The organism is Streptomyces fructofermentans (assembly GCF_014651055.1).
Taxonomy (GTDB): domain Bacteria; phylum Actinomycetota; class Actinomycetes; order Streptomycetales; family Streptomycetaceae; genus Streptomyces; species Streptomyces fructofermentans.
The window spans coordinates 36,787-60,706 of sequence record NZ_BMWD01000036.1; the positions used below are offsets into that span (position 1 = coordinate 36,787).

The window sequence follows — 23,920 nt, forward strand, 5'->3', positions numbered from 1 at the left end:
GGTTCCGCGAGGGCGGGGCCGCCGCCTACGGTGTCCCGCATGGAGCTGAAGGTAGCGAGCCTCGCCGAACGCCCGGAGATGCACGGGCGGGTGACGGGAATGGCCGACACCTGGCCGGAGTTCCTGCGCAACGACCTCGTGGGCAACGCGCACTACGCCCGTATCGCCGCCGAACTGCCGGAGTACGTGCTGTTCGCGGAGAACGAGCGCGGTGAGGTCGTCGCCCACGCGTACAGCGTGCCCTTCGCCCTCGGGGCCGGGGGCGAGCTGCCGGCGCGGGGCTGGGACGAGGTGCTGGTGTGGGCGTTCGGCGACCTGCGCCGGGGCCTGCGGCCCGACACGGTGAGCGCGATCTCGGTCGTCGTCGCGCCGCCCGTCCAGGGCACCGGCCTGTCGGCCCGGATGCTCTCGGCGATGCGGGACAACGCCCGGGCGCGCGGCTTCCGCGAGGTCGTCGCCCCGGTGCGCCCGAGCGCGAAGCACCGTGAACCGCGCACGCCGATGGAGGAGTACGCGTTCCGCACGCGGGACGACGGGCTGCCGCACGACCCGTGGCTGCGGGTCCACGTCAGGGCGGGCGGGCGCATCGAGGGGGTGGCCCCGGCGTCGATGAGCGTCGCCGCGTCGCTCGACGAGTGGCGGGCGTGGACGAGGCTGCCGTTCGACGAGGAGGGCCTGGTCGAGGTGCCCGGGGCGCTGGTCCCCGTGCACTGCGAGCCGGACCGGGGATACGCGGTGTACGTGGAGCCCAGCGTGTGGGTGCGGCACACCCTGTGAGGCCGGCCCCCGGTCCCGTCGGGCTCCGGGGGGTCAGCCGCCCAGCTCGTCCAGGTCGAGGATCTTGCCCTTGGGCTTCTCGGCGGGGACCGGCTCGTCGAAGTCGCCGAAGGTGACCGTGCCCGGGTCCTTGGCGGACTTGCTGACGACCTTCAGCAGGTAGGGCTTGCCCTCGGTGGCGACGTACAGCGTGTAGGTGTCCTTGCCGTCCTTCTCGTGCAGGACGATCGCCGGAACACCGTCGACGGTGGTCGTCCTGCCGCGCCGCGCGTCGGAGCTGACGTCGTCGAACTCGCCGAGCACGGTGCCGAGGTCGCAGAACTCCGCGATGTCGTCGGCGTCGGAGCCGGTCGCGGACATCTTGGTCCACTTGCCGGCCAGCAGTGCCACCACGCCGTCGGTCTCCTCGGCGGAGTCGCCCTCGCCCTGCGCCCGCAGGAACTTCTCGTCGTACCGCATGTAGAGGGTGTCCCCGGTCTTGACGAGGTCGGCCTTGCCCTCGCCCCCGGCGCTGATCGTGCCGGCGCAGTGGCCCTTCTTGTCGAGGGCCATGTCGATGCCGACGCGGCTGCCGTCGTCCTGGATGTCGCCCTTCATCCGCAGCGACTTGGCGTTCGAGGTGGCCTTCACGGCCCGGTCGGCGATCTCGCCGCCGGTCTGCCCGGCGAACGGGCCCTTCGGCTTGCTGTCCGCCTTGTCGTCACCGGGCAGGCAGCCGGTGAGCGTGGCGGTGGCCGCGGCGGCGAGGCAGAGAGCGGCAAGTGCGGTACGGCGCATGACGATTCATTCCTTGAGGTGTCGAGGTGTCGGGTGCAGAGGTGCAGAGGTGCAGAGGTGCAGAGGCGTTGGAGCGGCAGCGGGGACGGCGCGGAGGGCCGCGGGAGAGGTGCGGCGGGGTGCGGCCGCGCGCGGGGCCGGTGGGGGCGGCGTCAGCCGGTCTTCTTCCAGTCCTCGCAGCCCGAGGTCTTGAAGTACGTGTCACCGGGGGCGATCGTCACGACGGCCGTGCCGGACACGTTGTTGTTCGCGATGATCGAGTCGAGGGAGTGCGAGGCGTCCTTGGAGCGCTCCCAGTAGCACAGGCCGTCGGAGTTGCCGGTCGACCGGTAGGTGCCGGGGGCGATGTCGCCGCCCACTCTGTGCATCCCGCCGTCGCCCTCCATCCGCGTGGCCGGCGTGCCGGAGGCCTTCGTCCCGACGGCCTCCCAGTCCCCGCAGCCGCTGGACTTGAAGAGCTTGTCGCCGGCCTGGATCGTCACGTAACTCGTGCCGGTGACGTTGTCGTTGGCGATGATCGAGTCCATTTCGCCCGAGGCGTCCTTGGCACGCTCCCAGTAGCACAGGGAGTCGGTGTTGCCCGTGGTCCGGTAGGTCCCCGGCTTGATGTCGGTACCGACCTGGAAGTCGCCGTCGCCCGCGAGCGCGGCCTTCTTCCTGGGCGTGTCGGCCTTGGTGGCGGACTTGTCCTTCGACTTGGTCCCGGCCCCGGCCCCGGCCCCGTCCTTCGACTTGGAACCGGACCCGGAGCCGCGCTCGGCGGAGGCGGACGAGCCCTTCGCGGCCGTGCTCCCGCCGTGCTTCGAGCCGTTCGAGCCGTTCGAGTTCGCCGACACGGCGCCGATGACGACGACGCCCGCGACGACTCCCAGCACGATCTTCCCCTTGGCGCCCATGGCGGTTCCCTCCCCCGGGACGGAAGCCGCGCTCCTCGGCGGCCCCTCGTCCGATGGGTCAATCACAGCAGAGCTTGTGAACCGAGTCAACACGGTTCACGGGATCGAGTGTGTACACGGCCGTGAATAGGGGGCACTTGCGTACGTCGGTATGCTCGACGCCACACAGCGGGACGAGGGGAGCCGACGGGTGCAGGAGAACGGGACAGAGGTCACCGCGGCCGGAATCGCCCGGTTGGCCGGGGTGGGCCGTGCCGCGGTCAGCAACTGGCGGCGCCGGCACGCCGACTTCCCCAAACCCGTCGGAGGTACCGAGACCAGCCCGTCCTTCGCGCTCACCGACGTGGAGGACTGGCTGCGCAACCAGGGCAAACTCGCCGAGGTGCCCCTGCGCGAGCGCGTCTGGCAGCAACTCGCGGGCCACCCCGAGGGGCCGGTCACCGCCCTCGTCCACGTCGGCTGCGTCCTGCTCCTCGTCCACGACCGGCCCACGGTCTGGCTCGAACTGGGCGCGGGCTCCGACGCCCGGCTCGCGGAACGGCTGCCCGGCCCCCTCGACCAGGTCCTCACCCCGCGCTTCGGAACCGGTCGCGAGCGTGCCGTCGAGACACCGACCACCGCCCGGCTGCTGGCGTCCGCGCCGCTGCTGCGCGGCGCCGTGGAACTCGCGTCCGAACTCGGAACCCGCAGGACGTACGAGTTCCTGCTGGGCCGCCACCTCGACGCCAACCCGCGTCAGTACACGCTCACCCCGACCGGCCTGGCCTCCCTCATGGCCGATCTCGCCGGACCGGCGCGTTCCGCGCTCGACCCGGCCTGCGGCACCGGCGGCCTGCTCCGTGCCGTGGCCGCGGCGCAGGCCAACGGGACCGCGGGGAACCCGCACCTGCACGGCCAGGACAGCAGCCCCGAACTCGCCGCCCTCACGGCGCTGCGCCTCGGGCTGCACACGAGGGCCACCGTGCGCACGGCCGCCGCCGACAGCCTGCGCGCCGACGCGTATCCGGCACTGCGGGCCGACGCCGTCCTGTGCCACCCGCCGTTCAACGAGCGCAACTGGGGCCACGACGAACTCGCGTACGACCCCCGCTGGGAGTACGGATTCCCGGCCCGCACCGAGTCCGAACTCGCCTGGGTGCAGCACGCGCTGGCCCGACTCGCGGACGGCGGCGTGGCCGTCCTCCTGATGCCCCCGGCCGCCGCCTCACGCCGCTCGGGCCGCCGCATCCGCGCCGACCTGCTGCGCCGCGGCGCCCTGCGCGCGGTGATCGCGCTGCCTCCGGGGGCCGCACCCCCGTACAACATCCCGCTGCACCTGTGGGTGCTGCGGCGGCCCGCCGCCACCGGTCATCCGGCGCACCCCGAGGTGCTGCTCGCCGACACGGGGGCGTTCGCAGCGGACAGCCGCGACGACCTCGACTGGCAGGGCGTGCGCACCGCGGTCCTCGACGCCTGGCGGCCCTTCGACCGCACGGGCACGGCGGCGGAGCAACCGGGCCTGAGCCGCTCGGTGCCCGTCATCGAACTCCTCGACGACGACGTCGACCTGGCACCCGCGCGCCATCTGCCGCCGCCCGCGGCCGGCGGGACCGAACAGCTCGCTAACGTGCGCGAGCACCTGGGCGAGACCCTGCGGCTGACCGGCGACCTCACCCCGCCGGCCGCCGATCCGCGCCGGCCCACCCGCTGGCCGCTGACCACGGTCGGTGAACTCGCGCGCGGCGGCGCCCTCCTGCTCCGTACCGGAGGAAGCGGCGGCCAGGCGCGCGTACCCGTCCTCACCGACCACGACGTGCTCTCCGGAAGCGCTCCCTCCGGAACGCTGCCCGAGAGCGACGACGAGCCGGTGATCATCGAGTCCGGCGACGTCGTCGTCCCCGTGCTCGGCGGCGGCTCCGTCGCCCGCGTCGTCGACGGCGCCACCGCGGGCGCCGCCCTCGGCCGCAACCTCGCCCTGCTGCGCCCCGATCCGGCCGCGCTCGACGCGTGGTTCCTCGCCGGCTTCCTGCGCGGCACCGCCAACAACCGCCAGGCCAGCAGCTACGCCTCCACCGCGACCCGGCTCGACGTGCGCCGCCTCCAACTGCCGCGGCTGCCGCTGGACCAGCAGCGCGTCTACGGCGAACGGTTCCGCGCCCTGGCCGAGTTCGAGGAGGCGATCCGGCTCGCGGGCCGCCTGGGCGAGCAGTTGGTGCGCGGGATGTACGACGGCCTGACGGACGGCACGGTCGCGCCCGGCTGAGGCCCCTGGGGCACGTGTCGTGATCAGCACGGCAACGGTTCGGTACAACCCGGGACCAGTTGTCCTCGTCGGCCTATACGCTCGGACTCCGCACTCGCACGTCCGTCCCCGTCCGTCCCCATCAGGTCTCCAGGAGCAACCATGCAAGGCCACGGCCAGGCGCAGCCGCTGAAGCCGCCACCCCCGACCGGGTTGCTGGTCTTCCTGCGCGTGCTCTTCGTGGTGCTGTCGGTGTGCAGCTTCGGTCTGCTCGGCTGGGCCATGATGCTGCGGCTGGCGATCGTGACGCGCAAGTCGCTCGACTGGGGCCTGTTCGTGGCCACGTTCGCGGCCGAGGTCCTCGGCTTCGTCCTGATCGGCACGGAGCCCGGCGAGGAGATCCACACCACCGGGGGCTGGACGGGCCTCGCCCTGCTGCTCGGCCTGCTCGTGCCCGCGATCGCGTACTACCTCGCGGTGGACATCCGCCACTTCCACGCGGCCCGTTACGCGGGGCACGCCCCGCTCCACCACCACCCCGCGCCGCCCGTCTACGGGTATCCGCAGCAGCCGTACGCCGGCTCGACGGCCCAGCAGACGCCGGTGCCGCCCATGACCCCGATACCGCAGCCCTCGACCCCGGTGCCGCCGCCGCAGCGCCCCGCGCCCGCGCGCATCGACCAGGTGCGCGCCGAGCTCGACGAACTGAGCGACTACCTGCGCAAGCACGAGGACGACAGGTGACCGTGGCGTCAGGACGCGTGATCGCCGACCGGTACGAACTGTCCACGCTCATCGGGCAGGGCGGCATGGGCCAGGTGTGGACCGCCTACGACAAACGCCTCGACCGGCGCGTCGCCGTCAAGCTGCTGCGCCCCGACAAGGTCGCCGGCCAGGAGGCCGACGAGCTGCGCCGCCGCTTCGTCCGCGAGTGCCGGGTCACCGCCCAGGTCGACCACCCCGGCCTGGTCACCGTGCACGACGCGGGCAGTGAGGGCGAGGAGCTGTTCCTCGTCATGCAGTACGTCGACGGGGCCGACCTCTCCGACCACCTCGCCGAGCACGACCCCTACCCCTGGCAGTGGGCCGTCTCGGTGGCCGCGCAGCTGTGCGCGGTGCTCTCCGCCGTCCATGCCGTCCCGATCGTCCACCGCGACCTCAAGCCGCGGAACGTGATGGTCAAGCAGGACGGCACCGTCACCGTGCTCGACCTCGGCGTGGCCTCGGTGATGGACACCGACACGACCCGGCTCACGCACACCGGCTCCCCCATCGGCTCGCCCGCCTACATGGCGCCCGAGCAGGCGATGGGCGGCGCGGTCGGCCCGTACACCGACCTGTACGCGCTCGGCGTGCTGATGCACGAACTCCTCAGCGGTGACGTGCCGTTCTCGGGCTCCACCGCGCTCGGCGTGCTCCACCGCCACCTCTACGAACCGCCGCTGCCGGTCCGCAGGCTGCGCCCCGAGGTGCCCGAGGCCCTGGAGGCACTCGTGCTGCGGCTGCTCTCCAAGGACCCGCAGCACCGCCCGGACTCCGCCCAGGAGACGTACGAGCAGCTCCTCCCGCTGCTTCCCGCGCGCGGCGTCCCGTCCGGCGGCCCCCTCGACCCCACGCGTCCCTTCCTGCGGCCGCACGCGCCCTGGCCGGACCGTGCCCGCACCCCCGCGCCGCAGCCCCAGGCCGCCCCGGCCGTCGAGAAGCCCGACGTGGTGGGCGCGGTCGACGAGGTCAAGCGGCTCCTCGGCGAGGGCCGCATCACCCAGGCCGTCGACATCCTCGGCGCGATCCTGCCGGCGGCCGCCGCCCAGCACGGCGAGCACTCACCCGTGGTGCGGACCCTGCGCAAGCAGTACGCGGCCACGCTCATGGACGACGGCCAGTACCGCCGCGCCCTGCCCGAACTGCGCCGCCTGTCCGACGAGCGCGCCGCCGAGGCGGGCCAGGCCGACCCGCAGTCCCTGCGCTTCCGCTACGAGGCGGCCCAGTGCCTGGAGCAGCTCGGCGAACCGGCGGCCGCCCTCGCCGAGTACCGGGCCCTGCTGCCGTACTACGAGAACCAGTACGTCGCCCAGGACGCGGAGCTGTCGTTCGAGGTGCGCCGCCGCATCGGGCACCTGCTGCTCGCCCTCGGCGACCGCGCCGCGGCGCACGACACGCTGGCGCGCCTGCGCTACGACGCCGAACGGCTCCGCGGTCCCGGGCATCCGCTGGTCGCGGAGATCGCCCGGACCCTCCAGTGGCTGGGGCAGGTCCGGGGCTGACCGCACGCCTCCACGGGCCCCCGGCGGACACCGCCGGGGGCCCGTGTGCGGCGTGAGGGTGGAGACGGCGGAACGGCGGTGCCCGAACTCCTGGCGAATCGTTGGGTCGAATGGGTGGCCGAGAGCTGGGCCACTGCCTACCATCGATCACCGCAAGACTTTGTGCACTGTCGCACAAGCTCCTCAGGAGGTTTCCTTGCACCGCCGCCGTCGCACCGCGCTCCTCCTCTCCGCCGCGCTCGTCACCGCGGCCCCCCTGCTGGCCGCCTGCGGCAACGACGCGCACCCCGGTGCCGCGGCCGTCGTCGGCGACGACCGCATCACGGTCTCCCAACTGGAGAACCGGGTGAACGAGGTACGGACCGCGCAGCGGGCCGCCACCACGGGAGACGCGCAGTACGAGCAGGCCATCGCCAAGTCCGGCGGCCTGACCCGTGACACCCTGCACGGCATGGTCCTCGACCGCGTCCTGCACCAGGCCGCCGAGGACGCGGGCGTGAGCGTCTCCCGCAAGGAGATCCAGGAGGCCCGTACCGGTCTGGAGCAGCAGGCGGGCGACGCGAAGGCGCTGGAGGTGGCCTGGCTCCAGCAGTACGGAGTGGCCCCCGAGCGGCTCGACGACAACCTCCGCACCCAGATCGAGGCCCAGAAGCTCGCCACGGCGCTCGGCACCGAGACCAGCCAGCCGGCGTTCTGGAAGGCGTTGTCCGACGCGTCGAGGAAGCTGGGCGTGGACCTCAATCCGCGCTACGGCACCTGGGACGTCGAGAAGAGCAGCCGTGTCGACACCGAACTGCCGTGGGTGCGCGAGGTGACGGCGGCGGGAAGCCGCGGGACGGCGTAGCGCGCGCTGCGCGGGCCGGACGGCCGCCTCCGTCGTTGCCGGCGGCGTGGGTTACGTTCGGTGCGTGAACGCATCGAGCCCCGGGCGCATCGTCCTGCTGACCACCAGCCACCGCGTCGCGCCCGGACTCCTGTCCTGGCCCGCCTGGCAGGCGCTGCGCGGTGCCGACCGCGTCCTGTGCGCGGACGGCGCCCACCCCCAGCTCCCGTATCTGCGCGAGGCGGGCGTGCGTGTCGACGAGGCCGGGCCGGACGCCCAGGAGCTGGTCGCCAGCTGTGCCGGCGGGCGCACGGTCGTGGTCGTCGCGACCGGCGAGGGCGAACCGCGCCTGACCGACGGCCTGGCCCGGCTGGCGGGCTCCGGCCGCGTCTCCATGCCGGACCTCGAACTGCTCCCCGCCTCGTACGACCTGCCGGGCGCCCGGCTGCTCGACCTCGTCCAGGTCATGGACCGCATCCGTGCCGAGTGCCCGTGGTCGTCCCGGCAGACCCACGAGGGCCTGGCGAAGTACGGGCTGGAGGAGGCGTACGAACTCGTCGAGGCCATCGAGGAGGGCGACCGGGACGAACTGCGCGAAGAACTGGGGGACGTCCTCCTCCAGGTCGTCTTCCACGCGCGGATCGCCGAGGAGGACGAGACTGAGCCCTTCTCCATCGACGACGTGGCGGGCGGCATCGTCACCAAGCTGATCCACCGCCACCCGCACGTCTTCGGCGACGCGACCGCCTCGACCCCCGAGGAGGTCAAGGAGCACTGGCTGCGGACCAAGGCCGAGGAGAAGCGGCGCGCCTCGGTGACGGACGGCGTGCCGCTCGGACAGCCGGGCCTGGCACTCGCCGCCAAGCTGGCGTCCCGCGCGCGCACGGCGGGCATCGAGGTGCCCCTGCCCCGCGGGGAGGGCGTCGGCTACGAGCTGCTGGCCCTGGCCGCGCGGGCGGAGGAGCAGGGCGTGGACCCCGAGGCGGCGCTGCGGGTGGCCGCGCGGGCCTACCGGGACGCGATCAGGGCGACCGAGGCCTGACGGGCGCCCCGGTCAGTCCGGGGCGCGGGCCGACGGACGGTGCCAGTGCGGACGCGGCCGGTGCAGGAGCCACTCGCCGGGCCCCAGCGGCCGGGCCGGGCCGCCGCCGGTGGGCGGGAGCGGGTCGTGGAGGATGCGGCCGGGGTCGGCGCCGAGCAGCGGGAGGAGTTCGGCGACCTCGTCGACCAGCCGGGGCGGCCCGGCCAGGCAGACGGTGTGGCGGGCCCAGTTGGCGCGGTTTCCCAGCGCCGTCAGCAGCCGTTCGGTGGCCTGCTCCTTCGGGCGGCCGGGCGCCGGTGTGATGGCCGTGACGTCGAGCTGCGGCAGCCGGGTGCGCAGGTCGCCGAGCGCGGCCCGGTCGTAGAGGTGGGCGATGTCCCGCGCGACGAGGAAGAGCCGCGCCTCGGCGGGGCCCGGCCCGTCGGCCGCCAGTTGCTCCAGCAGGGCCTTCACCGGGGCCCAGCCCGTGCCCGCGGCGATGAACGTGACGGGGTCCTCGGCGGGCGTGCCGAGGGTCATCCGGCCGCCCGGTGCCCCGAGCCGCAGGGTGTCGCCCTCGCGGGTGCGGCGGACCAGGAGGTCGGACAGGACGCCGTCCTCGACCAGGCCCACGTGCAGATCGACGGTGTGGTCGGACCGGGGAGCGTTCGCGAGGGAGTACGGACGCCAGACGCCGGGGAGCCGGGGGCTGCAGACGCCCACGTGCTGGCCGGCCGTGTAGGGGAGCGGGCGGTGCGGGCGCAGGGTCAGGACGGCCAGGCTGTCGCCGTGGCGGACGCGGCCGGTCACCTCGGCCTCCCACCAGGGCGGTTCCCCGTCGCTCTCGGCCTGCCGCGCGCCCTCCAGCATCGCGTCCGCGACGGCCGTGTACGCCTCGCCCCAGGCCTTCTCCACCTCCGCGTTCCAGGCGGACCCCGAGACGGCGGCGAACGCGGCGAGCAGGCTCTCCCCGACGGCCGTGTAGTGCTCCGGTTCCGCGAGGTACTTGCGGTGGTCGCGCCCCAGTTCCCCCAGGTAGCCGGGCAGTCCCGGGTCCTCCAGCCGTGCCACGACGTGCGTCAGCGCGGCGAACAGCCGGTCCCGCTGGCGCTCCATGTCCTCGGGGAAGTCCAGGGGGAACAGGGCGCGGACACCGGGGTGGTGCCAGAACAGGTACGAGTAGAAGTACTTGACCGCGAACTCGGCCCGCCTCTCGACGACGGCGAAGCTGGTCCGGAGTATGTCGGGGTCCACGGTCGCGAATGTAGGGAGCAAACGCGCTCCGCGGTCAAGGAGCCGGTGATTTCGGGACGGTCGCAGAGGAATGGGGTATGGCGGGTGGGGTGAACTCGACCGGGAGGTTCCGCAGCCCCCGCATGATGAGCCCGCCCCGCCAGCGCAGTTCCTCCGGATCGGCGGCGAGCCGCAGGTCGGGCAGGCGGCGCAGCAGCGTGGCGAGCGCCGTGCGGCCCTCCAGGCGGGCGAGCGGTGCACCGATGCAGTAGTGGATGCCGTGCCCGTAGCCGAGGTGCTGGTTGTCGCGGCGGCTCAGGTCGAGGGTGTCCGGGTCGTCGAAGCGGGCCGGGTCGCGGTCGGCGGCGGCGAGCACCACGAGTACGGGGTCGCCGGTGGCGACGGCCCGGCCGCCGATGTGGAGGGGCTCGGTGGCGTACCGCCAGGTGGCCAGTTCCACGGGGCCGTCGTAGCGCAGGAGTTCCTCGATTCCGGTGTCGAGGAGTTCCTGACCGCCGTCCGCGCCGTCTGCGAGTGACCCGAGCAGCCGTGCGAGCTGGTCCGGGTTGCGGAGCAGGGCGTAGGTGCCGTTGCCGATGAGGTTGATGGTCGTCTCGAAGCCGGCGAAGAGGAGGACGAAGCACATCGCCGCGGCCTCGTTCTCGGTGAGGTGCTCGCCGTGGTCGGAGGCGCGGATGAGGCCGGAGATCAGGTCCTCGCCGGGGCCTGGGACCTCGGGCAGGAGCTCCCGCTTGCGGTGGATCAGTTCGGCGAGGTAGGCGCGGATCCTCTTGACCGACCGTGCGACGCCGCCCCGCGGCCCGCCGCCGTGGCGGATCATCATGCCCGCCCACTCCCGGAAGTCGTCCTGGTCCTCGGCGGGGACGCCGAGCAGGTCGCAGATGGCGTGGATGGGGAGCGGGAAGGCGAAGTCGTGGATGAGGTCGGCGCGTCCGGTCTCCGCGAACCCGTCGATGAGCCGGTCGGTCAACTCCTGCACACGCGGCTCGAATTCGGCGATCCGCCGGGGGGTGAACGCCTTGGAGACGAGCCGGCGCAGCCGGGTGTGGTCCGGAGGGTCGATGTTGAGCAGGTGCGTCATCAGGTTGGCGCCGCGCTCGCCCGGAATGCCCGTCCTGTTCTTGCCGTGCGCGTCCTTCGCGTGGTGCGCGGGGTTCTTCGACAGCCGGGGGTCGGCGAGAGCCTGCTTCGCGTCCGCGTACCGGGTGACGAGCCACGCCTCGACACCGCTGGGCAGGGTGGTGCGGTGCACGGGGGAGTGCTCACGCAGCCACGCGTACGCCGGATAGGGATCGGTGGCGAACTCCCAGGTGAAGAGTTCGGGTTCCATGTGCGGTGCGTTCACGGGGTGACGGTACCGGGAGGTGCCGTACGGGGTGACGGCGCCCGAACCGTGCCATTCCCCGCCGATGGCGCGCCTCGTCCCGCGCCGGGGGCGGTTGCCGCCGGGCGCCGCCGCGCCTCGGTGTCCGCGGCGTCGGGGAGCGGCTCTTGTGGTGGTTGACGCCGGATGTCCGTGATGGGGCATCCGGTGCCGGGGCCGGTGGCGGCGACCTGGCGCCGAGAATTTCCTGCCGACCTGTCATGACCTGGTGAAATGCCGCCGACTTGGCCCTCGTGACCGCAACTCGCGCCGTATTCAGGTGTTTTGCGAGGTCGCGGAAGGGTGCCATGGGTGGATTGCGGACACTTCCGGCCGAGTTCACCCCTGTACGGACGTCATGGACGGAGTCAGCGGAAGCTGAGACTCCGTCAACTTTGTGATCTTCACGTGATCTGCGCTGCATCGACTTGTGACAAGAGTTCGAGTGGTTATACGTTCACCCATCAATGCGGCAGGTCCCACCGGCCGCAGTGGACACGGGCACGGCCGACGGCCGTGTCGCAGTGCGCACCCCTTTGTTGTCACGCGAAAGGCAACCGCATGCTCTCCGGGAACGGCCGTCACCGTCGCCCCCGTCAGGCCCCGGCGCTCCTCGTCGCGGCGGGCGTAGCCGGATCGGCCATCGCGATCCCGCTGCTCGGCGCGAGTGGCGCGAGCGCCGCGAGCGGCACGACCTGGGACGCGGTCGCGGAATGCGAGAGCGGCGGCTCGTGGAGCGCCGACACCGGCAACGGCTACTACGGCGGCCTCCAGATGACCCAGGACGACTGGGACGCCCACGGCGGACTCGACTACGCGCCGACCCCCGACCAGGCCAGCCGCTCCCAGCAGATCGCCGTCGCGGAGAAGATCCTCGCGGACGAGGGCAACGGCGCCTGGACGACCTGCGGCCTCGTCGCGGGCCTGCCCCAGGACTCCGACTCGGCCGACGTCGACACGGGCCTCCTGGAGGACGTCACCGGCTCCGGAGACTCGTCGAAGAGCACGAAGGACTCGAAGTCCGACAAGTCCGAGTCGTCCACCGGCGAGGGTGAGACCTCCGTGAGCGGATCGGCGGGCGTGGAGCGCTCCGGCACCTCCGCCACGGTCGGCACGTCGAACACGGGCAAATCCGACAAGTCCTCCCGGGAGGCCGAGGCTTCGGGCGAGACCGGCGAGGACGCCTCCGCCTCCGGCCGCCACCGCGGCGGCAGCGCCGACGAGGCGGCCACCGAGTCCCGCGCCGGCGACTACACCGGGCGGCACGCCTCGCGCAGCGACAGCGAGTCCCGCATCGCCACCGACGGCGCCTACACGGTCCGCTCCGGCGACAGCCTCTGGGGCATCGCCGACTCCCTTGACCTGGAGGACGGGTGGGGCGGCCTCTACGACGACAACAAGGAGTCCATCGGCTCCGACCCGAACTTCATCCTTCCCGGTCAGAGCCTCGAAGTGGACGACGTGGAGTCGGCGAGCAAGTAGTGATCAAGCCGCCGAATCGGGCGAAAAACAGCGGTAGTTCGCGCTGAATGTCCGGTTTGGTGAAAGTGAGAGATGGGTCTCAAGGACCCTGATCGTCTTTGAAATTCGACGGAACGCGTGTCTACGGTCGTGACCGCTCGCCACTGGCGGGCCCCGACGGTCGCACGCCGAGTCCTGCCAACGGCCGTACGGGAACAGTCGTCGCGTCAAGCGCCGTAGGCAGGAGCGGGGGACCCAGGTAAGTGCCGGACCCGGTCGTTGCGACCGGGTGCGGCTGGGGGTGAAGCCGCGCGACCCGCAAGGGGACGCGCGGCCGGGCAACTCACTCGGCCCGAACCCGACAGCTCACCTCGCAGGCGTCGGTGAGGGGATCACTTCATGCTGTCTTCCGGCAAGGGCAAGCACCGCCGCCCGTCCAAGGCCACCCGCATCGCCACGTTCGCCGGTGTCGCCACCGTCGCCGTCGCCGTTCCGCTGATGGGCGCCAGTGGCGCCTCCGCCGCCACCACCTCCGAGTGGGACGCGGTCGCGCAGTGCGAGTCCGGCGGCAACTGGTCCATCAACACCGGCAACGGCTACTACGGCGGCCTGCAGTTCTCGGCCTCCACCTGGGCCGCGTACGGCGGCACCGCGTACGCCTCCACGGCCGACCAGGCCTCCAAGTCGCAGCAGATCACCGTCGCCGAGAAGGTCCTCGCGGGCCAGGGCAAGGGCGCCTGGCCGAGCTGCGGCGTGGGCCTGTCGAACGCCGCCTACGACGGTGGCGCCGACTCGGGCTCCACGGCCTCCTCCGGCCAGAGCACCTCGCAGGCACAGCAGCAGCAGAGCACGCAGGCGGCCCCCTCCGCGCAGCCGAAGGAGGAGCGCGCCTCGCGTTCCCAGGCGCGCGAGGCCGCGAAGCGCACCGTCGAGACCCCGACCGGCAAGAAGGTCAAGAAGGGCGACGGCGAGTACAAGGTCGTCAAGGGCGACACCCTGAGCGGCATCGCCGCTAAGGAGGGCGTCAAGGGCGGCTGGGCGAAGCTGTTCAAGCTGAACGACGACATCATCGACGACGCCGACTTCATCTACCCGGGCCAGCAGCTGCACCTGGGCTGACGTCCCGGCGGCCGTGTGCCGGTCCGGGCCCCCGGCCGCTCGGGCCCGGCCGGCGCGTTCCGGCCCGCCGCCGACCCGGCTGAACCACAGTGTCCTCACATCCGTGTCTTCCACAGTGGAGGCCCGTGAGGGCATCCCGCCCGTCCCCCACGGGCTCCCCGCCCTGGTGCGTGTTCCCCCGTACGCACCGGGGCGGGGCTTTTTCATGTGCACGGCAAGCACTTCAGGCCCGGTGGGCGGTTATTTGTTCCCGTTGGGAACAATCTGTAGTGTCAGTTCTGTCCATGGGATGGTCGAGCGGCTGGCCGATCCCTCCCGGGCGGTTAGGCTCATGTCGCGGAGCCACCACAGTTCCGCGCGCAACCGGGCCCCACGGTCCGGTGTACCCGCATCACATCCCAGAAGGAGATGCTCGTGCCGTCCATCGACGTCGTCGTAGCCCGGGAAATCCTGGACTCCCGAGGCAACCCCACGGTCGAGGTCGAGGTCGGCCTCGACGACGGCAGCACGGGTCGTGCCGCCGTTCCGTCCGGTGCCTCCACCGGTGCCTTCGAGGCGGTTGAACTCCGCGACGGAGACCCCAACCGCTACCTCGGCAAGGGCGTGGAGAAGGCCGTCCTCGCCGTCATCGAGCAGCTCGGCCCGGAGCTCGTCGGCTACGACGCCACCGAGCAGCGCCTCATCGACCAGGCGATGATCGACCTGGACGCGACCGACAACAAGGGCTCGCTCGGCGCCAACGCGATCCTCGGCGTCTCGCTCGCCGTCGCGCACGCCGCGTCCGAGGCCAGCGACCTGCCGCTGTTCCGCTACCTCGGCGGTCCGAACGCGCACCTGCTGCCCGTCCCGATGATGAACATCCTCAACGGTGGGTCGCACGCCGACTCCAACGTCGACATCCAGGAGTTCATGATCGCCCCGATCGGCGCGGAGTCCTTCTCCGAGGCGCTGCGCTGGGGCACCGAGGTCTACCACACCCTCAAGAAGGTCCTGAAGAGCCGCGGTCTGGCCACCGGACTCGGCGACGAGGGCGGCTTCGCCCCGAACCTCGGCTCCAACCGCGAGGCCCTCGACCTCATCCTCGAGGCCATCAAGGAAGCCGGCTACACCCCCGGCGAGCAGGTCGCCCTCGCGCTCGACGTCGCCGCCTCCGAGTTCTACAAGGACGGCAAGTACCTCTTCGAGGGCAAGGAGCGCTCCGCCGCCGAGATGACGGAGTACTACGAGGAGCTCGTGGCGGCCTACCCGCTCGTCTCCATCGAGGACCCGCTGTTCGAGGACGACTGGGCCGGCTGGAACGTCATCACCGAGAAGCTCGGCGCCAAGGTGCAGCTCGTCGGCGACGACCTCTTCGTCACCAACCCCGAGCGCCTGGCCCGCGGCATCGAGGAGAACTCGGCCAACGCCCTGCTGGTCAAGGTCAACCAGATCGGTTCGCTGACCGAGACCCTGGACGCCGTCGAGCTGGCCCAGCGCAGCGGCTTCAAGTGCATGATGTCCCACCGCTCCGGCGAGACCGAGGACGTCACCATCGCCGACCTCGCCGTCGCCACCAACTGCGGCCAGATCAAGACCGGCGCCCCGGCCCGCTCCGAGCGCGTCGCCAAGTACAACCAGCTGCTGCGCATCGAGGAGATCCTCGACGACGCCGCGGTGTACGCCGGCCGCAGCGCGTTCCCGCGCTTCAAGGGCTGAGCTTCCGCCGGGCACAGCCCGTCCTGCGTACGTCCCCGTACTCGGTCCCGTACCGTGTGCGGGGACGTACGCACGTGACGGGCGCGCATCGATCGGGGAGGCGGAGAGCCGGATGACTGTGAAGGACCGGGACCGCTTCTCGACGGCGACCAGGCTGAAGCTGCTCGGTGAGCAGACCGCCGCACGCGTCTACCGCTCCCAGACGAAGCGTCAGGCCCGCCGTTCCCGGCTGACCGGCCGGGCCGCGCTGCTCGCCCTCGTGCTGTGCTCGCTCGTCGTCGCCCTGGCCTATCCCATAAGGCAGTACGTCTCCCAGCGCGCCGAGATCGCCGACGTCGAACAGCAGCGTGAGCAGGCCCGCGAGCGGGTCGAGCAGCTGCGCGACCTCAAGGCGCGGTGGCAGGACGACGCGTACGCCGAGCAGCGCATCCGGGAGCGGCTGCACTACGTGATGCCCGGCGAGAGCGGCTACATCGTGATCGACCCCGGCGCGGCGAAGAAGACGCGCACGGATCGGACGGCGGCCGACCGCGCCTGGTACGCCAACGTCTGGGACGGCGTCGACAAGGCCGACGCCTCCGACCAGTGAACTGACGAGAGAGACTTACGCACAGGCATGGAAACGCCCCCGCCGCCCACCCCGCGCACCGAGCCGACCGACGCGGACGTCGAGGCCTTCAAGCAGCAGCTCGGACGACCGCCGCGCGGACTGCGCGCGATCGTCCACCGCTGTCCGTGCGGGCAGCCCGACGTCGTGGAGACGGCGCCCCGGCTGCCGGACGGGACACCCTTCCCCACGACGTACTACCTGACGTGCCCGCGGGCCGCCTCGGCGATCGGCACGCTGGAGGCGAACGGCGTCATGAAGGAGATGACGGACCGTCTCGCCACGGACCCCGAACTGGCCGCCGCCTACCGCGCGGCCCACGAGGACTACATCGCCCGCCGTGACGCCATCGAGGTCCTCGCGGGCTTCCCGAGCGCGGGCGGCATGCCGGACCGCGTGAAGTGCCTGCACGTGCTGGTGGCGCACTCCCTGGTGGCGGGGCCCGGAGTCAACCCGCTGGGCGACGAGGCCGTCGCGATGCTTCCGGAGTGGTGGCGCAAGGGCGCGTGCGTGGTCCCCGCCGAGGCGTGACCCCGCCGCAGTCCGCCCTCCCGCCCCGATCCGGCGGGGAGGCGGCCGGGCGCACCAGGACCGCACCGGAACCGACCGCAACAGGAGACCCCAGCCCATGACTCGCGTCGCCGCCATCGACTGCGGTACCAACTCGATCCGCCTCCTCGTCGCGGACGCGGACCCCGCGACCGGTGAACTCGTCGACCTGGACCGGCGGATGACGATCGTCCGGCTCGGCCAGGGCGTCGACCGGACGGGCCGCCTGGCCCCCGACGCGCTGGAGCGCACCTTCGCGGCCTGCCGCGAGTACGCCCGCGCCGTCAAGGACCACGGCGCCGAGCGGCTGCGCTTCGTGGCGACCTCGGCCTCCCGGGACGCGGAGAACCCCGACGAGTTCGTACGCGGCGTGCTGGACATCCTGGGTGTCGAGCCGGAGGTCATCTCGGGGGACCAGGAGGCCGAGTTCTCGTTCACGGGCGCCACCAGGGAGCTGACGGGCCGTGACGACCTGGACAGGCCGTACCTCGTGGTGGACATCGGCGGCGGCTCCACCGAGTTCGTGGTCGGCGACGACCGCGTGCGGGCGGCGCGCTCGGTGGACATCGGCTGCGTGCGGATGACCGAGCGTCACCTGGTCCGCGACGGGGCGGTCACCGACCCGCCGACCGGGGAGCAGGTCGCCGCGATCCGTGCCGACATCGAGGCGGCCCTGGACCTGGCCGAGCGGTCCGTGCCGCTGCGCGAGGCACGCACTCTGGTCGGCCTCGCAGGCTCGGTCACCACGATCGCCGCCATCGCCCAGGACCTTCCCGCGTACGACTCCGAGGCCATCCACCACTCCAGGGTCTCCGTCGACCGGGTCCGGGAGATCACCGGGCGGCTGCTCTCCTCGACCCACGCCGAGCGGGCCGCGATCCCCTCGATGCACCCGGGCCGTGTCGACGTGATCGGCGCCGGAGCCCTCGTACTGCTCGCGATCATGGAGCGGACCGGGGCGGCGGAGGTCGTTGTGAGCGAGCACGACATCCTGGACGGGATCGCCTGGTCGGTGGCGTAGGCGCGGCCGTGGAAACGGCCCCGCGGTGCCGTCCGGCACGGGACGGGCACCCCCCTCGGATTACCGGCTGGTAGCCTCGGCTGAGCAGGTCGGACAACGTTTGAGCGTGCCCGAAGGGCCGATCGGGGGGCTTCCGCGAGTCCCCCGCGGAAAACTTCGTGAAGTTCTTCACAAGAGAATGGGCCCTGTTGGGCGAGGTTTTTCCTCCAGTAGGCCTTCCGGGGCCCCCAGGGGGGTCCAGGCCATGATCAACAGGGTGTTCCGGCGGTGTTGCGGCCCTGTGAAGCCGGGGGGTGGTCCAGGGGGCTCCAGGGTCCGGAGTGGCAGCTCACGCGGCATTGACAACGGTCCGCGGTACGCGCTGGTTCCCCCGCCCGGGCATGACCTGGGTCACGCGAGCGGCGCAGTGTAGCAGAGGGCTCGGGCAAGCTTGTGAAGGGGCGCACGAGCGACCCCCCTGGAGCGGGTGGATACTCGATGGCATGAGCACCACGGAGCGTCCCAGGATCCTCGTAGTAGGCGGTGGGTACGTAGGCCTGTACGCAGCTCGGCGCATCCTCAAGAAGATGCGCTACGGCGAGGCGACCGTCACGGTCGTCGACCCCCGGTCGTACATGACCTACCAGCCCTTCCTCCCCGAAGCAGCCGCCGGCAGCATCTCCCCGCGGCACGTCGTCGTCCCACTGCGACGCGTGCTGCCCAAGGCGGAGGTCCTCACCGGCCGGGTCACCACCATCGACCAGGACCGCAAGGTCGCCACGATCGCCCCCCTCGTGGGTGAGGCGTACGAGCTGCCTTTCGACTACCTCGTCATCGCGATGGGCGCGGTCTCGCGCACCTTCCCGATCCCCGGCCTCGCCGAGCAGGGCATCGGCATGAAGGGCATCGAGGAGGCCATCGGCCTGCGCAACCACGTCCTCGAGCAGCTGGACAAGGCCGACTCCACGACGGACGAGGAGGTCCGCCGCAAGGCGTTGACCTTCGTCTTCGTGGGCGGGGGCTTCGCGGGCGCGGAGACCATCGGTGAGGTGGAGGACATGGCCCGCGACGCGGCCAAGTACTACACCAGCGTGTCCCGCGACGACATGCGCTTCATCCTCGTCGACGCCGCGGACAAGATCCTTCCCGAGGTCGGCCCGAAGCTGGGCCAGTACGGCAAGGAGCACCTGGAGGGCCGCGGGGTCGAGGTCTACCTCTCCACCTCCATGGACTCCTGCGTCGACGGCCACGTGGTGCTGAAGAACGGCCTCGAGGTCGACTCCAACACCATCGTGTGGACGGCCGGCGTCAAGCCGAACCCGGCGCTCTCCCGCTTCGGCCTGCCGCTCGGCCCCCGGGGCCACGTGGACACGCAGGCGACGCTCCAGGTGCAGGGCACGGACTACATCTGGGCCGCCGGCGACAACGCCCAGGTGCCGGACCTCGTCGGGCGCAAGGCCGGCAACGAGAACGCCTGGTGCCCGCCGAACGCGCAGCACGCGCTGCGCCAGGCGCGGGTCCTCGGCGACAACGTGATCTCCGGCCTGCGGGGCTTCCCGCAGAAGGAGTACTCGCACGCCAACAAGGGCGCGGTCGCGGGACTCGGCCTGCACAAGGGCGTCGCGATGATCGTCATGGGCAAGATGAAGATCAAGCTCAAGGGCCGCCTCGCCTGGTACATGCACCGCGGCTACCACGGCATGGCGATGCCGACCTGGAACCGCAAGATCCGTGTCTTCGCGGACTGGACGCTCGCCATGTTCCTCAAGCGCGAGGTCGTCTCCCTCGGCGCCATGGAGACTCCCCGCGAGGAGTTCTACGAGGCCGCCAAGCCGGCGCCGGCGCCCGCCGCCGTCGCCAAGACGGAGGAGAAGGCCAAGGCCTCCTGACCCCCGGGTCACCGTTCGTCCCGAAGGGGCTTCCCGCCATCCGTGGTGCGGGGAGCCCCTTCGGCGTTCCCGGACGGGCGGGCGGCACCCGGAGAGGAATCGTTTTGCCCAGACATGACGGTCTGCCGGGACTGCGCATCGGGCGCGTTGGTGTTTACGTGGTGCTGGAGTCTGTGGGAACCCGTCATCACGGAGGTGTGCGGCATGCAGGACGCGGCGCTGCGGCTGAAGGCGCTGATGGAGCAGTTGCTGGGAGCACCGCTCCCGGTACGGATTCGCGCCTGGGACGGCTCGGAGGCAGGACCGCCGGAGGCTCCCGTACTCGTCGTACGGAACCGCCGGGCCCTGCGCCGACTGCTGTGGAGACCGGGGGAGTTGGGGCTGGCCCGGGCCTGGGTCTCGGGCGACCTGGCGGTGGACGGCGATCTGTACGCCGTCCTGGACATGGTCGCCGGGCTGGTGTGGGAGCGCGGCGAGGACGCCAGGACCCTGCGCGGGGCGCTGGCGGACCGCGAGGTACGGGCCGCCGTGCGCGGGCTGGTGCGGATGGCGGGACCGCCGCTGCCGCCCGCCCCGCCCCGCGAGGAGGTCCGCAGGCGCACCCATCTGCACACCAGGCGCAGCGACAGACGGGCGATCAGCCACCACTACGACGTCGGCAACGACTTCTACGAGCTGGTCCTCGGACCGTCCATGGTCTACTCGTGCGCCTACTGGCAGTCCCCGGAGTCCACTCTGGAGGAGGCGCAGGGCGACAAGCTGGAACTGATCGCCCGCAAGCTGGACCTGAAGCCGGGCACGAGGCTGCTCGACGTCGGCTGCGGCTGGGGCTCCATGGCCATCCACGCCGCGCGCGAGCACGGTGCGAGCGTCGTCGGGGTCACGCTGTCGCAGGAGCAGGCCGCGTACGCCCGCAAGCGCGTCGCGGACGAGGGACTCACCGACCGGGTGGAGATCCGCGTCCAGGACTACCGCGACGTCGGTGACGGACCGTACGACGCGATCTCGTCCATCGGCATGGCGGAGCACGTCGGCAGCGAACGCTACCTGGCGTACGCCCGGGCGCTGTTCGCGCTGCTGCGGCCGGGCGGAAGGCTCCTGAACCACCAGATCGGGCGCCGCCCCCGGCGCGACGAGTCGGCGTACGAGATCGACGAGTTCATCGACGCGTACGTCTTCCCCGACGGTGAGCTGGCGCCGGTCGGCAGGACCGTGAGCCAGCTGGAGACCGCCGGGTTCGAGGTCCGCGACGTCGAGTCGATCCGCGAGCACTACGGGCTCACCCTGCGCCACTGGGTCGCCAACCTGGAGGCGGGCTGGCCCGAGGCGGTCCGGCTCACCAGCCCCGGCCGGGCCCGCGTCTGGCGCCTCTACATGGCCGCCTCCGCGCTCGCCTTCGAGCGCAACCGCATCGGGGTCGACCAGGTGCTGGCGGTGCGGACACCCGACTCGGGGGCGTCCGGGATGCCGCTGCGGGCCCGCACCTGGAACTGAGGGCCCGCCCGCCCGCCGGGCCCGCCTCGCGCGAGGCGGGCCCGGCGGACGGCGGTCACTCGGACTTGATCGCCGCGAGCATGTTCAGGCGGGCGGCCCGGCGCGCCGGCCACAGGGCCGCCAGGATCCCGACGGCCGCGGCCAGCAGCAGGAAGACGCCCAGCCGGTCCCAGGGCAGGACCAGCTCGTACGTCGCCATGCGGCCCGCCAGCAGCTCACCGGCGGCCCAGCCGAAGAACACGCCCAGGCCCACGCCGAGCACGCCGCCGAAGAGCGAGATCACCAGGGACTCCAGCCGGACCATCCGCTTGACGCCCCTGCGCTCCAGGCCGATCGCGCGGAGCATGCCGATCTCCTGCGAACGCTCGAAGACGGACATGGCCAGGGTGTTGATGACACCGAGGACGGCCACGACGACGGCCATCGCCAGCAGGCCGTACAGCATGTTCAGCATCAGCGTGAACATCTGCGCGATGTCGTCGGAGACGTCCTGCTTGTCCTGGACCTTGACGGCCGGGTTGTCGCCGAGCGCCTTCTCCAGCCGGTCCTTCATCGCGTCGGACGGGCCGCCGGCGGTCTTCAGCATGACCTGCATGTCGGCCGGGTCCGTGCGGTCCGCCCGGTGCGGGTCGAGGGTCGCGGTGTCGACCATGATGCCGCGGATCAGCTCGTTGCCCTCGTAGACGCCGGCGACCGTCAGTCGCTGCCTGGCGCCGTCCTCGTACGAGACCGTGAACCGCGAGCCGGCCTTCCAGCCGAAGTCCCGCGCGGTGTCCTCGTCGACGACGACCCGCTTGCCGCCGACCTCGAAGGAGCCGTCCGACACCGGCAGGTCCGTCAGGGCGCCGATCGCGGAGCCCGTGACTCCGGTCAGGAACTCGGTCCGCCCGTCGATGCGGGACGGGGCGTTGCGCAGCGGACTCGTGGCGGTGACCCCGTCGACCTTCGCGAGCTTCCTGCCGACGTCGGGGGAGAGGGAGTTCATGTTCGCCATCGACACGACGTAGTCGGCCTTCAGCGCGGAGGTCGCCATCTTGTCGATGGACTTCTGGAGGCTGCCCGCCATGACCGTCATGCCGGTGATCAGGGTCAGGCCGATCATGAGGGCGGACGCCGTGGCGGCGGTGCGGCGCGGGTTGCGCACCGAGTTCTGGCGGGCGAGCCTGCCCGAGACGCCGAACACGCGCAGCACGGGGGCCGCCGCCGCGATCAGCGGGCGGGAGAGCAGTGGCGTGAGCACGAAGACGCCGATGATCAGCAGGACCGCGCCGAGGCCCATCGGGGCCTGGCCGTCCGAGCCGTCCATCGTGGTGGCGTGGAGCACCACGGCGACACCGGCCGCCGCGAACAGGGCGCCGAGCGTGTTGCGCAGCACCAGGGACTTCGTCGTCGCCTGCGCGTGCACGCTGCTCATCGCGGCGACTGGCGGGATCTTCGCCGCGCGGCGGCCCGGGAGCCAGGCGGCGAGCATCGTGACCAGGATGCCGACCGCGAAGGACGTGGCGACCGTGCCGGGCGAGACGACCAGCGGACCGGCCGGTACCGCGGCGTCCAGCGTGCCCATGAGGGCGCGCAGGCCCGCGCCGATGCCGATGCCGGCGAGCAGGCCGGTCACCGCGGCGACCGTGCCGACGACGAACGCCTCCAGGAGCACCGAGCGGGTGACCTGCCTGCGGGAGGCGCCCACCGCGCGCAGCAGGGCGAGTTCCTTCGTGCGCTGGGCGACGAGCATGGTGAAGGTGTTGGCGATGATGAACGTGCCGACGAACAGGGCGATGCCCGCGAAGACCAGGAGACCGGTCTTGAGGCCGCTCATCGACGACTCGATCATGGCGGCCTGGTCGTCGGCGAGCTGACGGCCCGTCGTGGTCGTGACGGTGTCCTTGGGGAGCGTCCTGTCGAGGTTCGCCCGCAGGGCGGTCTGGCTGGTGCCGGGGGCCGCCTCGACGTCGATCTCGTCGAACGCGCCCGGCTTGTGGAAGAGCCGCTGCGCGGTGGCCGTGTCGAAGAGGGCGAGGCTGCCGCCCGCGGCGACGTTGCCGTCGTCCGTGCGGAAGATCGCGGTGATGGTGGGTTCGAGCACCGGGCCGTCGATCGACAGCCGTACGGTGTCGCCGACCCTGTAGCCGGCGCGCTTCGCGGTCTCGGAGTCCAGGGCGATCTCGTCCGCGCCGCTGGGGGCTCTGCCGGTGGTGAGCGGGTAGCGGGGGTCCTTGTCGCCCCAGTAGTTGCCGCCCTGCGACTGGAAGCCGCCGCCGATGAGCTTGCCGTCCTTGCCGGCTATGGCGGTGAAGCCGTTCACGACGCCCGTGGCGGACTCGGCTCCGGGGGTCCTCGCCGCCTTGTCGAGGATCTCCCGGGTGAGTTCGGGCTCCTCGCCCAGGCGGTCGCCCTCGGCCTCGCGGTAGTCCGGGCGGACGGCCACGTCGACCTGGTCGAAGCCCTTCGCGGAGCTCTTCTGGTACGCGTCCGAGATGGTGTTGGTGAAGACCAGGGTGCCGGACACGAACGCGACACCCAGCATCACGGCGAGCACGGTCATCAGCAGCCTGGCTTTGTGCGCCAGCACGTTGCGCAGGGCGGTACGGAGCATTGTCTTCTCTGTCCAGGTGGTGGGGCGGATGTGGGTGGGGGCGGATGTGGGTGGGGCGGGCGTGGGTGGGTGGGGGGAGGGGTGTGGGGGTGCGTCGCGTGTGCCGAGTGGGGGTGG

The 23,920-nt window shown here is 72.1% G+C and carries 19 protein-coding genes and 1 riboswitch; of the genes, 14 read left to right on the forward strand and 5 right to left on the reverse strand.

The genetic code is table 11. The features are described 5' to 3' along the window. Positions 1 to 39 precede the first annotated feature (39 nt). Positions 40 to 777 carry a GNAT family N-acetyltransferase gene (locus IE265_RS33825; protein ID WP_190039588.1) on the forward strand — a complete coding sequence of 246 codons (738 nt, stop codon included), beginning with the start codon at positions 40 to 42 and terminating at the stop codon, positions 775 to 777. A 33-nt stretch (positions 778 to 810) separates the two neighbouring features. Here the strand turns inward: IE265_RS33825 and IE265_RS33830 are convergent, their stop codons facing one another. After that, positions 811 to 1,554 carry a hypothetical protein gene (locus tag IE265_RS33830; protein ID WP_190039589.1) on the reverse strand — a complete coding sequence of 248 codons (744 nt, stop codon included), beginning with the start codon at positions 1,552 to 1,554 and terminating at the stop codon, positions 811 to 813. 152 nt (positions 1,555 to 1,706) lie between these two features. Continuing rightward, positions 1,707 to 2,450, reverse strand: coding sequence for an Rv1352/Rv1906c domain-containing protein (locus IE265_RS33835; RefSeq protein ID WP_190039590.1), 744 nt, complete (start codon positions 2,448 to 2,450; stop codon positions 1,707 to 1,709). A gap of 190 nt (positions 2,451 to 2,640) precedes the next feature. Here IE265_RS33835 and IE265_RS33840 point away from each other — a divergent pair, with 190 nt between their 5' ends. The 5 genes from IE265_RS33840 (at position 2,641) to IE265_RS33860 (ending at position 8,800) form a co-directional block, all read left to right on the forward strand. After that, positions 2,641 to 4,692, forward strand: coding sequence for an N-6 DNA methylase (locus IE265_RS33840; protein ID WP_190039608.1), 2,052 nt, complete (start codon positions 2,641 to 2,643; stop codon positions 4,690 to 4,692). A 141-nt stretch (positions 4,693 to 4,833) separates the two neighbouring features. Beyond that, entirely contained in the window at positions 4,834 to 5,415 is a 582-nt protein-coding gene (locus IE265_RS33845) for a hypothetical protein (protein ID WP_190039591.1), read from the forward strand. A 38-nt stretch (positions 5,416 to 5,453) separates the two neighbouring features. Continuing rightward, positions 5,454 to 6,935 carry a serine/threonine-protein kinase gene (locus IE265_RS33850; protein ID WP_268255895.1) on the forward strand — a complete coding sequence of 494 codons (1,482 nt, stop codon included), beginning with the start codon at positions 5,454 to 5,456 and terminating at the stop codon, positions 6,933 to 6,935. Positions 6,936 to 7,131: 196 nt separating this feature from the next. After that, a complete protein-coding gene (locus tag IE265_RS33855) occupies positions 7,132 to 7,779 on the forward strand; it encodes a SurA N-terminal domain-containing protein (protein WP_190039593.1) in 648 nt (215 codons plus the stop codon). 46 nt (positions 7,780 to 7,825) lie between these two features. Further along, positions 7,826 to 8,800 (forward strand): nucleoside triphosphate pyrophosphohydrolase, encoded by a 975-nt coding sequence (locus IE265_RS33860; RefSeq protein ID WP_373303085.1) that lies wholly within the window; start codon positions 7,826 to 7,828, stop codon positions 8,798 to 8,800. Positions 8,801 to 8,812: 12 nt separating this feature from the next. Here IE265_RS33860 and IE265_RS33865 read toward each other — a convergent pair whose 3' ends face one another. Together IE265_RS33865 and IE265_RS33870 are read right to left on the reverse strand one after the other, a co-directional pair. Beyond that, positions 8,813 to 10,033 (reverse strand): globin domain-containing protein, encoded by a 1,221-nt coding sequence (locus IE265_RS33865; protein ID WP_190039595.1) that lies wholly within the window; start codon positions 10,031 to 10,033, stop codon positions 8,813 to 8,815. A gap of 34 nt (positions 10,034 to 10,067) precedes the next feature. Beyond that, complete coding sequence (locus tag IE265_RS33870) at positions 10,068 to 11,363, reverse strand: cytochrome P450 family protein (protein WP_190039609.1); 1,296 nt, start codon at positions 11,361 to 11,363, stop codon at positions 10,068 to 10,070. A 594-nt stretch (positions 11,364 to 11,957) separates the two neighbouring features. Between IE265_RS33870 and IE265_RS33875 the strand changes: the two genes are divergently transcribed. The 8 genes from IE265_RS33875 (at position 11,958) to IE265_RS33910 (ending at position 21,210) form a co-directional block, all read left to right on the forward strand. Further along, a complete protein-coding gene (locus IE265_RS33875; RefSeq protein ID WP_190039596.1) occupies positions 11,958 to 12,878 on the forward strand; it encodes a LysM peptidoglycan-binding domain-containing protein in 921 nt (306 codons plus the stop codon). A gap of 201 nt (positions 12,879 to 13,079) precedes the next feature. After that, positions 13,080 to 13,252, forward strand: a riboswitch (cyclic di-AMP (ydaO/yuaA leader). A 4-nt stretch (positions 13,253 to 13,256) separates the two neighbouring features. Next, positions 13,257 to 13,976 (forward strand): LysM peptidoglycan-binding domain-containing protein, encoded by a 720-nt coding sequence (locus IE265_RS33880; protein WP_190039597.1) that lies wholly within the window; start codon positions 13,257 to 13,259, stop codon positions 13,974 to 13,976. A 414-nt stretch (positions 13,977 to 14,390) separates the two neighbouring features. After that, positions 14,391 to 15,671 carry a phosphopyruvate hydratase gene (gene eno / locus IE265_RS33885; protein ID WP_190039598.1) on the forward strand — a complete coding sequence of 427 codons (1,281 nt, stop codon included), beginning with the start codon at positions 14,391 to 14,393 and terminating at the stop codon, positions 15,669 to 15,671. A 112-nt stretch (positions 15,672 to 15,783) separates the two neighbouring features. Then, on the forward strand, positions 15,784 to 16,260 hold the full coding sequence (locus tag IE265_RS33890; RefSeq protein WP_190039599.1) for an FtsB family cell division protein: 477 nt from the start codon (positions 15,784 to 15,786) through the stop codon (positions 16,258 to 16,260). 27 nt (positions 16,261 to 16,287) lie between these two features. Beyond that, entirely contained in the window at positions 16,288 to 16,809 is a 522-nt protein-coding gene (locus tag IE265_RS33895) for a DUF501 domain-containing protein (protein ID WP_190039600.1), read from the forward strand. Positions 16,810 to 16,906: 97 nt separating this feature from the next. Beyond that, on the forward strand, positions 16,907 to 17,848 hold the full coding sequence (locus IE265_RS33900; RefSeq protein WP_190039601.1) for a Ppx/GppA phosphatase family protein: 942 nt from the start codon (positions 16,907 to 16,909) through the stop codon (positions 17,846 to 17,848). Between the two features lie 482 nt (positions 17,849 to 18,330). Further along, positions 18,331 to 19,716 (forward strand): NAD(P)/FAD-dependent oxidoreductase, encoded by a 1,386-nt coding sequence (locus tag IE265_RS33905; protein ID WP_190039602.1) that lies wholly within the window; start codon positions 18,331 to 18,333, stop codon positions 19,714 to 19,716. 204 nt (positions 19,717 to 19,920) lie between these two features. Further along, positions 19,921 to 21,210: a class I SAM-dependent methyltransferase gene (locus IE265_RS33910; protein WP_190039603.1), complete on the forward strand. Its 1,290-nt coding sequence runs from the start codon at positions 19,921 to 19,923 to the stop codon at positions 21,208 to 21,210. Between the two features lie 55 nt (positions 21,211 to 21,265). Here IE265_RS33910 and IE265_RS33915 read toward each other — a convergent pair whose 3' ends face one another. Beyond that, positions 21,266 to 23,803, reverse strand: coding sequence for an ABC transporter permease (locus IE265_RS33915; RefSeq protein ID WP_190039604.1), 2,538 nt, complete (start codon positions 23,801 to 23,803; stop codon positions 21,266 to 21,268). Between the last annotated feature and the right edge of the window lie 117 nt (positions 23,804 to 23,920).